10 protein-coding genes are annotated in these 10,658 nt (G+C 40.6%); 1 reads left to right on the top strand and 9 read right to left on the bottom strand.

The window, feature by feature from the left end:
• The coding region (locus tag ACYQ21_RS04285) for an ISAs1 family transposase (RefSeq protein WP_460055587.1) at positions 1-326 on the top strand (326 nt) is incomplete at its 5' end.
• A gap of 34 nt (positions 327-360) precedes the next feature.
• On the opposite strand, the gene ACYQ21_RS04280 is transcribed toward ACYQ21_RS04285, so the two are convergent.
• The 9 genes from ACYQ21_RS04280 to ACYQ21_RS04240 all read right to left on the bottom strand — a co-directional run bounded on the left by ACYQ21_RS04280 (position 361) and on the right by ACYQ21_RS04240 (position 10,586).
• Entirely contained in the window at positions 361-1,332 is a 972-nt protein-coding gene (locus tag ACYQ21_RS04280; RefSeq protein WP_460055584.1) for a competence protein CoiA, read from the bottom strand.
• Positions 1,333-1,397: 65 nt separating this feature from the next.
• Positions 1,398-2,876 carry an amino acid permease gene (locus tag ACYQ21_RS04275; RefSeq protein ID WP_460055581.1) on the bottom strand — a complete coding sequence of 493 codons (1,479 nt, stop codon included), beginning with the start codon at positions 2,874-2,876 and terminating at the stop codon, positions 1,398-1,400.
• Positions 2,877-2,990: 114 nt separating this feature from the next.
• Complete coding sequence (locus ACYQ21_RS04270; RefSeq protein WP_460055578.1) at positions 2,991-3,956, bottom strand: Gfo/Idh/MocA family protein; 966 nt, start codon at positions 3,954-3,956, stop codon at positions 2,991-2,993.
• Positions 3,957-4,469: 513 nt separating this feature from the next.
• The gene (locus ACYQ21_RS04265; RefSeq protein ID WP_460055575.1) at positions 4,470-5,090 is read right to left on the bottom strand and encodes a C40 family peptidase; all 621 of its coding nucleotides are present in this window, start codon (positions 5,088-5,090) and stop codon (positions 4,470-4,472) included.
• Positions 5,091-5,204: 114 nt separating this feature from the next.
• Positions 5,205-6,875, bottom strand: coding sequence for a formate--tetrahydrofolate ligase (locus tag ACYQ21_RS04260; protein WP_460055572.1), 1,671 nt, complete (start codon positions 6,873-6,875; stop codon positions 5,205-5,207).
• Between the two features lie 202 nt (positions 6,876-7,077).
• Positions 7,078-8,061 carry a hypothetical protein gene (locus ACYQ21_RS04255; RefSeq protein ID WP_460055570.1) on the bottom strand — a complete coding sequence of 328 codons (984 nt, stop codon included), beginning with the start codon at positions 8,059-8,061 and terminating at the stop codon, positions 7,078-7,080.
• 95 nt (positions 8,062-8,156) lie between these two features.
• On the bottom strand, positions 8,157-8,867 hold the full coding sequence (pyrF, locus tag ACYQ21_RS04250) for an orotidine-5'-phosphate decarboxylase (protein WP_460055567.1): 711 nt from the start codon (positions 8,865-8,867) through the stop codon (positions 8,157-8,159).
• Complete coding sequence (locus tag ACYQ21_RS04245; RefSeq protein WP_460055564.1) at positions 8,860-9,801, bottom strand: dihydroorotate dehydrogenase; 942 nt, start codon at positions 9,799-9,801, stop codon at positions 8,860-8,862. The genes pyrF and ACYQ21_RS04245 overlap by 8 nt, the downstream gene beginning before the upstream one ends.
• The gene (locus ACYQ21_RS04240) at positions 9,801-10,586 is read right to left on the bottom strand and encodes a dihydroorotate dehydrogenase electron transfer subunit (protein ID WP_460055561.1); all 786 of its coding nucleotides are present in this window, start codon (positions 10,584-10,586) and stop codon (positions 9,801-9,803) included. Before ACYQ21_RS04240 ends, ACYQ21_RS04245 begins: the two co-directional genes overlap by 1 nt.
• Positions 10,587-10,658 lie beyond the last annotated feature (72 nt).

The raw sequence follows: 10,658 nt of genomic DNA, 5'->3' as shown, positions 1-10,658 counted from the left end.
CGGTTGAATCTAAGCACAAAACAACGCAAGAAATGAGTTATTATATCTCAAGTCTTGAGGCGACACCTGAAAAATTATTAATGATTGTCCGTGAGCACTGGAAAATTGAGAGTTTACATTGGGTGCTGGATGTTGTATTTTCTGAGGATGAGTGTCATGTCATCTCAGAGAATGCGCAAAAAGTTTTGAATGTGTTTAGAAAATTCGCCATTTTGGCCCATCGTACTTATTTGAAACAAGTAAATAAAAGGGTTAGTGTCAAGCAGAATCTATTGAAATGCTTGGTGAATGAGAAGATATTGACTGACGTAATAAAAAGTTTATGAAACGACCGTGACCAGACCGCTAACCCGTCCGCAATTAATCCTTGACAACTTTGGCATAAAATCCCGGTGGATAAACAACGTCATGCTGAGGATAATCCAGAAAATGGTGGTAATAAACACTGATATCGCTTGTCGTTTGGCAAAAGTCAGGCTTGATGATGCCTTCAAATTGATAGGTTAAAATGTTCAAGCCAATCGGGTATAACTGAATGGGGAAATTTTTGACAGTCATTAAATTTTGACCATTCTGATAATATTTTTCTTGAATCTGTAACCATTTGGGGCTCTGATAATAAAGTTGTCGCATGATAAATGTCTGAATATCCTGCGATAACTGGACTGTCAATTTTTCTGACGTTGATGCAAAGGGTGTTCGGAGGACTTGAAGTAAACTCCCCACACCAAAAGTAAATTCACGCTTTAAATAATGCAAGCGACCTGTCAAATCTTCATGGCATAAATAGTTTAAACGCAATTTTTCACGCTGCAGGTCCAGCTCCCAATAATAAAAACCAGCATTTTGCGACAAATAGAGTAACTGTCGCTTGAGTGTCGTCAAATTCTGACCTAGCCATAAGTCTTTTCCCATGAGCCAGAGAACGGTATAACCATGCGCCCGATAAGTTTCCGTCCGCTCCCGTAGACGTTGAATAGATAAGTGACTGCATTGAATTTCGATGGCAATCTGATCATTGACTAGTAAATCAGGTGTTTGCTGTAATTCTGGTAAAAAATGTTCGACTTTAACCTGTTCTGTTTGCTTAAACCAGTGATATAATCGTTTTTTCAGGGTTAGGTGTTGCAGACTTTCATTTTCTGAATAGTACTGACAATTTGCTAAATTCACATGGGCAAAATGTGGTATTTTGACATGCCCATTTTTCAAACGTACCTGACTTTTGCAGACGGGACAACGCAAAAATTGTCTTGTCAAATCTGCAAGGTCTGTTGTACTAAGTGCTAATAAATTGACGATTTCTTCTATTTCATTCAGTGCGACTAACATCATTACCTCTTACTCTCTTATACGGAAAAAATCCGTGATTGCTCACAGATTTTTTATAGTCAGTATTAAGAATCATAAAGCTCAAAAATATCGTTATCGTCAGCATGATTTTCATATAAATAGTTTGCTAAGAGGGCAAAAAATAACGGGCCGATAACTAAAAAGATACCAGCTATCAAGCCATCTGATATGAGGCTAGCATAAATCTCAAAGACAATCGCCAGTGACACCATAGCAACAACAGATAGTGATAGATACTTAACAGTAGACTTGTGGTGGACAAGTTTCAAATACTCGCCTGAAAACTTAGCTTTAAAAAATGGATAAGCACAAGCTACAATGAGATAGGGTAAACTTCTGGAGACATTTGTCATCAAAGTCAGATGATTATAGAGCGTATTGACAAATGGTGTGCCGATTGATACCAAGATAATAAAGCCACCGATAACCAAAGCCTGCATTTGAACTGCTTTAAAATGGATGCCTTGTTTATTTTTAACAAGTAGTCGCTTCGGAAAAACAAATCGATGGCTCGCATGTAGCAAAACTTTTAAAGGGGCATAGCCAATGGTCACAAGTAAGGCTAGATAGGAGACAAACATCATTAATGCCGTATAGCGGACACAGAATTCGCGAAACAAAGCATTTGTCGAAACTTGTCCTGATAAATGTGCCATTAAGCGATACATGAGATTGCCCAGATGATTTTGAGAGTTCGTATGAATGGCTGAGAAATCTGTCCCAATGCACATAGAAAGGATGTTGAAAAAATAGAAAGTTAGAACCAAACCGCCACTTATCAATAAAGCTTTGGAAAATTTATGCTGTTGATTGCCAACTTTTTCAACCAAACTTGACACCGTATCTAGTCCACCAAATGCTGTAACTGCAAAAATCATAAATGGTAGCTGTGATAAAAAACCTGTCAAATTTGAGGTTTCAAAAAAAGTATCTGATGTCATAGCGTTTTTAACATGCGGTAAAATCTCTGCTGGTTGCTGGAATGAACGAATGAGGTTCAGTCCAAACATTAAGACAACTAATCCAATTGTCAGGATAGCAGCAACATACATCAACCTAGCAATTTTAAGAAAGCCTTGATTAATGATAAATGTCAAAATATATAAACCTAGAAGAGATAACAGCATCAACACCACTTTGGTAGATATCCCGAAAACAGTTGGCATCTGCGAGACATCTCGGCCAAAAACAAGTAAACCAAAAGGAATCCAAAGTCTTAAAATTAGTGAGGTCATCCAAACAAAATAACTCGCATACCACACAAAAGTTGTGATAAAAGCAATTTTAGGTGTTAAATTATCTGCGAGCCAATCATATAAAGACCCTCTAGATTTGGGATAGGCGCTAGTAAATTCAGCGCTCATCATGGCAAAGGGGAGAAAATAGAATATGGCTGCTAACGCTAACCAAAATAGTGATTTTAATCCCATGGTAAAAAAAGCTGTTGTCGAACTGGAAATTGAAAATACTGTTGTCGTCATCACAATAATCATTTTCCTGACAGAAAAGATTGGTTTAGTCATCCGTGTGCCTCCAGTCTTTTTCCATAAACAACCCCATCTTAAGACAACAAACTAAATAAACTAACAATCAAAACTTAAAATAGATAAACTACGACAGTCAAAAATTAAACAAAATTATTTCTTTTGCCAAGATTGATAGAGACTATCCATAATCTTCACACCAGTCAAAGTCATATCTGCTGTCATCTTAGGACTGAGACGTTCTCCTGAAAGGATGAGCTCATTAACATGCTGAACTTCGTAGACAAAATCACTCTCAAAATCAGCATTGAGTTGACGCTTGATGCCACCATCCGCAAATCGAACGGTTGCTGTTTGGGCACGCCAAAATTCTGGAATGACGAGTTTTCCTTTCGTCCCCTGAATCGTCATGACTTTATCCAAGGCGACCTGAGTCGTCAAAAAGATGTTAACCAAGACACCGTTATCAAGTTTTAACAAGACTTTGGCTTGTGTGTCTGCTTCACCATTTACCATATCGGCAATGCCTGAAAAATCTGTGATTTGGGCATCGAAAATATATTGCAAATAACTTATCGCATAAGGCAGCATGAAATGGACGGTGCCTCCGCCAGCTTTAAGGTCATTGAACCAAGAGATATGCTCCATGTTGGCATAGGCCGTCACGCTATCGACCGCCAAAATATCACCGATTTCATCTGACTGGACGACTTCTTTAACGAGCTGTGTGACAGGTAGGAAGATCGATTTTTGTGCCTCCATCAAGAATAAATTTTTATCACGCGCTAGCTCAAAAAGTTCTTCTGCCTCAGCTAAAGTCAGGGTAAACGGTTTTTCTAACAAGACATTTTTTCCTGCCAACAAGGCTTGCTTGGCTTCTGGAAAATGCCCTTTGTTATAAATCGCAATATAAATCACATCCAACTCTGAATCTGCATAAAGTTCAGCGTGACTACCATAGGCTTTAGGAATATGATATTCAGCTGCAAATGCTTGTGCCGCTTCCAGGGTACGACTTGAAATCGCAGCGACTTCCCCGTTCTCTGTTAAACGAACACCTTCTATAAATCTAGGTACAACTTGTGCTGTGGAAACAATGCCATATTTTATCTTTTTCATACTTTTATTGTATCATAAAAAACATAAACATTATTAAAAAAGTTGTATTTTTTATATTTCAAAAGAGGTTGGGATAAAAGACCTCTAAAAAATAGGCTATGAACGATTTCCGTGTTAATCGTTCATAGCCTAATTTGTGTCGCTTTTTGAAAAATTGTCAAGCTACATGGTGAATCATCGGAAACAATACGAAATATAGTAAGAAAAGTGCTGTTTTTGTGTGAAATTGGTATTCTTTTGCCAAAACAATACGAAATTAGCAAGAATAGTGCTGATTTTGTGTGAAAGAGTCTGGGACAAATGTCCTCTAAAAAATGAACTATGACTGATATCTGATATTAATCTGAGTGCTTCATATCCTATTTCTTTAGAAATGATACGAATTTGTTAAAAGCGCTCCTAGCATTTAAAAAATCAAGAAACTGTGAAAAGTCGAGAATTAGTATCATTTAGTCTATCCATTTTTGAAGCCTTTTGTCCCAACCTCATTGCGTTTATTTTTAATTTTTTTGCTCAAAAATGGAGCGCAAAATCTGCAGGCATGGTCGAAAGTGATGAGATATTCACGACATCCCCCGGCTGTGGCGCATGGATAAATTGACCATTTCCGAGATAGATACCGACATGGTTGCCGCCGAAGAAAACGAGGACATCGCCGACTTTTGCTTCTTCAACTGAGACTTGCTGCCCAACAGTCATCTGAGTCCAAGTCGTCCGACCAATTTCTTGCCCCAACGCTTCACGATAAACATACGATGTAAAACCAGAACAGTCAAAACCATCAGGCGTCGTGCCACCATAAACGTAAGGGACACCTTGATAGCGATTCGCTGTTTCGATGAATTTTTCTTCCCGTGTTTTGACTGGTGCAGGAGCCGGAATTGTTGCTTTTTCAGTCTCATGAACTTGTTTTTGAACAGTTGTATGTCCTTTTTCAACTGTCTTGAGCGCCCCGTGAACAATTCCTGTAAAGTAATCTAGATTAGGCTTTGATTGGTGATATGTGATATCATCTTGAAACTTTAAATGATGTCTTGTTATCTCATCTGCTTTAGCAGAAACACCAAATCCAATTGATACCAGTATGAGAGTTGCTAAAGTCATTTTACTTTTGTTATTTATTTTTTTCAACATAAGTAGTATTGTACCACAAAAAAAACACCCCAAAAGGCGTTTTCATCATCTCTTAACCGACTTGTCAAATTGTCATATTACTGACAAACGTGTTATTGATTTGTCATATTTAAATTAGAACAAACCTGAGATGTGACCTGCATTGTCCACATCCATATTAAGAGCCGCAGGTTTTTTCGGCAACCCCGGCATGGTCATGATATCCCCTGTCAAGGCGACAATAAAGCCAGCACCGAGCTTGGGAACAAGTTCCCGAATCGTAATACCAAACCCTTCTGGTGCCCCTAAAATGTTTTGGTCATCTGAAAAACTATACTGGGTCTTCGCCATACAAATCGGCAGCTTATCCCAACCATTTCGTTCAAAGATTGCGATTTGTGTCTGTGCTTTCTTGGTCAAAGTAACAGATGTACCACCATAGATTTGGGTCACAATCGTTTCAATTTTTTCAGGAATTGACGCTTCTAAGTCATACAAATAGTGGAAATCAGATGTTCTTTCAGTTGCTTTAATCACTTTTTCAGCCAAGTCTAAACCGCCAGCACCACCCTTAGCCCAGACTTGTGTGAGTGAAAAATCAACATTTTTAGCCGTTAATAATTCCGAAAGAACTGCGATTTCTTCTGCCGTATCTGTCACAAACTCGTTAATTGCGACAACTACAGGTAAACCATAGCCTTGGATGTTATCAACATGCCGATTGAGATTTGCAAATCCTGCTCGTAGTGCAGACGTATTTTCCGCCGCCAAATCGGTCTTCGCCACACCACCATTCATTTTTAAAGCACGGACGGTTGCGACGATGACGACGGCATCAGGATTTTTAGGGAGTTCACGTGTTTTGATGTCAAGGAATTTCTCGCCGCCGAGGTCAGCGCCAAAGCCCGCTTCAGTGACGGTGAAATCCGCCGCTTTCAGGGCTGTTGTCGTTGCAAGGACACTGTTACAGCCGTGGGCGATATTGGCAAATGGCCCGCCATGAACAAAGGCTGGTGTGCCTTCTATCGTTTGCACAAGATTAGGTTTGAGGGCGTCTTTAAGCAAAACGGTAATCGCCCCTTGAATTTCGAGGTCACCAACGGTCACCGGTTGACGGTCATAAGTATAGGCCACGACGATTTTAGCCAGACGTGCTTTGAGGTTGTCTATCGAAGTCGCTAAGCAAAAGACCGCCATGATTTCACTGGCAACGGTAATGTCAAAACCATCTTCACGAGGGATGCCATTCATCGGTGAGCCAAGTCCAGCAATAATCTGACGCAGTTCGCGGTCGTTAAGGTCAACCACGCGTTTCCAGATGACACGACGTGGGTCAATGTTGAGGTCATTGCCTTGGTGGATGTGATTATCTAAGAGGGCAGCAATCGCATTATTAGCCGTCGTAATGGCATGCAAGTCTCCCGTAAAATGGAGGTTAATATCTTCCATCGGTAAAACTTGAGCATAGCCACCACCTGCAGCCCCACCTTTGATACCCATGACAGGACCAAGAGAAGGTTCTCGCAAGGCAATCATAGCTTTCTGACCAAGTTGGTTGAGCGCATCACCCAGACCAATCGTGACGGTTGATTTGCCTTCACCTGCAGGGGTTGGATTGATGGCAGTAACTAGAATCAATTTTCCATTATCATTTTTTTGTAACTTATCAAGTGCTTCAAAGGTAATTTTAGCTTTATATTTGCCGTATTGTTCAATGTCGTCACTAGAAATGCCAGCTTTAGCAGCAATGTCCGTAATGCCTTTCATAGGTGAGGCTTGAGCGATTTCAATATCAGTTTTTACCACGATGCGTCTCCAATTTCTTCATTATTACCTTATATTATACCAAAAAACTCTCAAATTGCCTTTGTTTCCTTTTATTTACTCCTATCAGCACCTTCAATGTTCGGCTTTTGTTGGCTTTTTAGCCTTCTTATCGCTTTTTCTGATTTTCTCGTTTCTGACAACATGACCATTCAATCAAGACTTTTTCCTTATTTGGAGATGTCTAGGATGATTTATTTTGCATGGAGAATGTCCCTATCTCTGCTGTTTGTTGTCCTGCTATATCTGCGCTATTCACTTGTATCTTATAAACTGATTTTTCATCTAACACACTCATATCAAGTGATAGCTCGAATTGGGTTTTCTCGCCTTGCAACTTTGTCGTGAAACTTGGTGTCTTGATTTTAACGCCATCTTGATAGATTTCTAAGTCAGGTATTTCTTCTACCTTGATAGGTGCCGTGAATTTAACAGTTGTTTGAAGGGCATCACTCTCAGCTTTAATGTCTTCAATATTTTTCACCTGCTTAATATACGGTTTAGCTGTTTGACGCAAGGGTTGATAGTTAATATCAAAATGCCATTCTCCCTCGTATTTTAAGGCTGGCGGTATGGTAGATAGCTCACCTGTTTCAGATGCTGTAGCTTCAGCTCCCTCATGCTCGTTCCACTCTTCCCATGATAACTCCGAGATTTGAAGGATTAGATTTGTATCATCTGGCATTTTGTTTGAGTTAAAAGTGAAGTTGACCCTACCATAAAACGTATCACCTTCAATTCGGAAAGTTGACAGCGTGATGCCCCCACCAACGAGGTCATTTGACCTATCGCTAGGCGCAAAAAGAGAGAAGAAAATATTTTGATAGTCTACCCCTGCAGCAAGCTCCTTATCTAGTAATTGCTGCAATCTGTCATCATCAAGCTTAAACTGATAATCAAAGATAAATTTCTTTTTTGTAGCCATAAATTTGGTCAGCTTAATCTCAAGACCATTTTGCGTACTTGTCAAATCAAATTTGGCTGGTGTTAGATTTTTTTCTACCTTTGTTAAACGATCAGATTTAAAATTCTCAACTTCTTTTTTGGAGCTAGTACCAAGTGAAATTTCATGTACTGCAATCAATACGATTGCGATAATAATGATTAGAGTAGCTAAGACGATATACCGATTATATTTCTTTCTAGTGTGTTTAAGTATTTGACTCACAACTTCGTCCTCCGTTATTTAAACGTTTTCATACAAAACTATGTTTACCATAACATGGTTGACTATTCGTGTCAATTGCACGTGACACACTTGTCTTAGTTTTGCTTGCCTCCCCATTCACTTTTGATCAAATGATAGGCTGTGACAGGACTTTTCGCTTGCGTAATCGGCCGACCGACAACGATAAAATCACTGCCAATTTGTCTCGCACGACTTGGCGTCATTACACGCTTTTGATCACCAACTGCTGCACCCGCGGGACGAATACCCGGTGTTAGACAAATAAAGTCTGATGAGGTCGTTGATTTGATCAACTCAACTTCTTGAGCTGAACAGACCACGCCTGCAAGCCCTGCCTCTTGAGTTTTTTGTGCATAATGCACGACTGATTCAGTCAAGCTCGTCTGAATATTTTGAAAATCATGCATCTGTTGTTCACTCGTTGAGGTCAACTGTGTCACAGCAATCAATTTTGTCGTTCCTGCCAAGCCATCCAAAGCCTCAGACATCATCTCCACGCCACCTGCTGCATGGACATTAGTCAAGTCAACACCAAGATGACGAATGACTTTCATGGCTGACTTGACCGTGTTTGGAATGTCATGCAATTTCAAATCCAAAAAAACATCATGCCCTAAAGATTTGATATATTTGACAACATCAGGCCCTGCGGCATAAAACAATTCCATGCCAACCTTAACGTAGAGCTGCTCATCTGTGTCAAACTGTTTTAAAAACGTTTTGACTTCTGCTATGCCTGCAAAATCTAATGCAATGACTGGTCTGTTTTCTGTAAATTTACCCACGAATCGCCTCCTGACATTCTCTAATAAAAGTTTCTAAATCGCTAATACCGTACTTATCCATGACCTCTGGCAAGGTCTCGATGATTTTCGGACAGATAAAAGGATCTGTAAAGTTAGCTGTACCGACACCAATGGCTGACGCTCCAGCAATCATCATCTCCAAAGCATCTTCAGCAGAATCAACCCCACCCATCCCAATAATTGGCAGACTTGAGACTTGCGACACTTGACGAATGAGTTTAAGCGCTACAGGAAAAATAGCAGGCCCTGACATCCCCCCTGTCCCATTGGCGATAATCGGCTGTCTCGTTTGCAGATTAAACCGCATCCCAACCAAGGTGTTAATCATCGTAAACCCAGTTGCCCCAGCATCTTCGACCGCTTTAGCAATGGTTGTAATATCTGCGACACTCGGCGTTAATTTAACATAGACAGGCACATCAGACACTGAAACAGCAGCTTTGACAGCATCATAGGCAAGTTCAGGGACTTGACCGATGAGTAGACCATTATTACCGTGATCGACATTGGGGCAAGAAATGTTGAGCTCAATAGCTGAAACATTTTTAACCTTAGAAATCTTCTCCGTAACCAAGGCATATTCTGCATTAGAAAAACCAGCAACATTGGCAATAATCGGCAAGTCTGGACACTCTCGTGCCAACCATGTCAATTTGTCTGCAATGACAGCGTTGACACCCGGATTTTGCAGACCAATGGCATTGAGCATGCCAGACGGCGTTTCTGCCACACGTGGCGTTGGATTGCCAAAACGCGCCTCTGCTGTTGTCGCCTTAATCATGATTGAACCTAAACGGTTGATGTCATAATATTTGGCATATTCTTGCCCAAAACCGAAACAGCCTGATGCTGGGATAATCGGATTTTTCAGGTCAAGCCCCGGTAATTTAACTGCTAATCTATTGTTTGTCATCATATGATTACCTCACTTGTTCTAAAGATTGGGCCTTGATCACAGACTTTCAAGGCTTGCTGACCTGTTTCATCACCTGCCACATGGACGACACAAGCGTAACAAGCACCCATGCCACAAGCCATTCTAGCTTCCATTGAAATAAAAGCATTGGGATGATTTTCTGTGCGACTGGCAACTGCTCTAAGCATACCTGTAGCACCACAAGCATAGACAGCATCAAAATCCATCACTTCAATTTCATCCATTAAAACGCCAACATTACCATCACGACCGTATGACCCATCATCTGTGACGATTTTGAGTTCAGATGCCACGCTAGTAAATTCTGATTCTAAAATAACTGCCGATTTCTGGGCGAAGCCTAACAAAACTGTCACTGCTACCCCCATTGCCACCAAATCACGCGCGAGTTGCACGAGAGGTGGGGTGCCGATGCCGCCGCCAATGATGAGGGCTTTTTGTTTTGGAAAAGGCATATTGAGATTGAAACCATTGCCGAGTGGCCCCATGACATCTAGTTTCTGATCAGGTGTCATTTGAGAAACGTCCGCAAGACCGGGTCCTTCGACACGGTAAATGATGACGCAGGTTTTGGCTTTACGGTCATACTCAGAAATCGAAATCGGACGGCGCAAAACCTTATCAGGACTTGGCACACGGATATGGAGGAACTGGTCAGGCACTGTCATATCTAGCACCATTTCTCCCTGTAGCACCATGCGAAAAACGCGCGGGCCAATTTTAACATTTGACATAATTGTCATGTTTTCTTGTAAAATCATCGTAACCTTTCTTAATACATTTCGTACAAAATCGTACTTGGTTAAAGCATATATATAAAAAACCGCAGGAAA

This window comes from Pseudolactococcus yaeyamensis, assembly GCF_054658615.1.
This window is presented reverse-complemented; position numbering and strand designations above follow the sequence as displayed.

Coding starts and splice junctions, on each gene's coding strand:
- ACYQ21_RS04280 (WP_460055584.1), bottom strand. CDS start 1,332: ATGTTAGTCGCACTGAATGAAATAGAAGAAATCGTCAATTTATTAGCA.
- ACYQ21_RS04265 (WP_460055575.1), bottom strand. CDS start 5,090: ATGTTGAAAAAAATAAATAACAAAAGTAAAATGACTTTAGCAACTCTC.
- ACYQ21_RS04275 (WP_460055581.1), bottom strand. CDS start 2,876: ATGACTAAACCAATCTTTTCTGTCAGGAAAATGATTATTGTGATGACG.
- ACYQ21_RS04245 (WP_460055564.1), bottom strand. CDS start 9,801: ATGACAAACAATAGATTAGCAGTTAAATTACCGGGGCTTGACCTGAAA.
- ACYQ21_RS04240 (WP_460055561.1), bottom strand. CDS start 10,586: ATGATTTTACAAGAAAACATGACAATTATGTCAAATGTTAAAATTGGC.
- ACYQ21_RS04270 (WP_460055578.1), bottom strand. CDS start 3,956: ATGAAAAAGATAAAATATGGCATTGTTTCCACAGCACAAGTTGTACCT.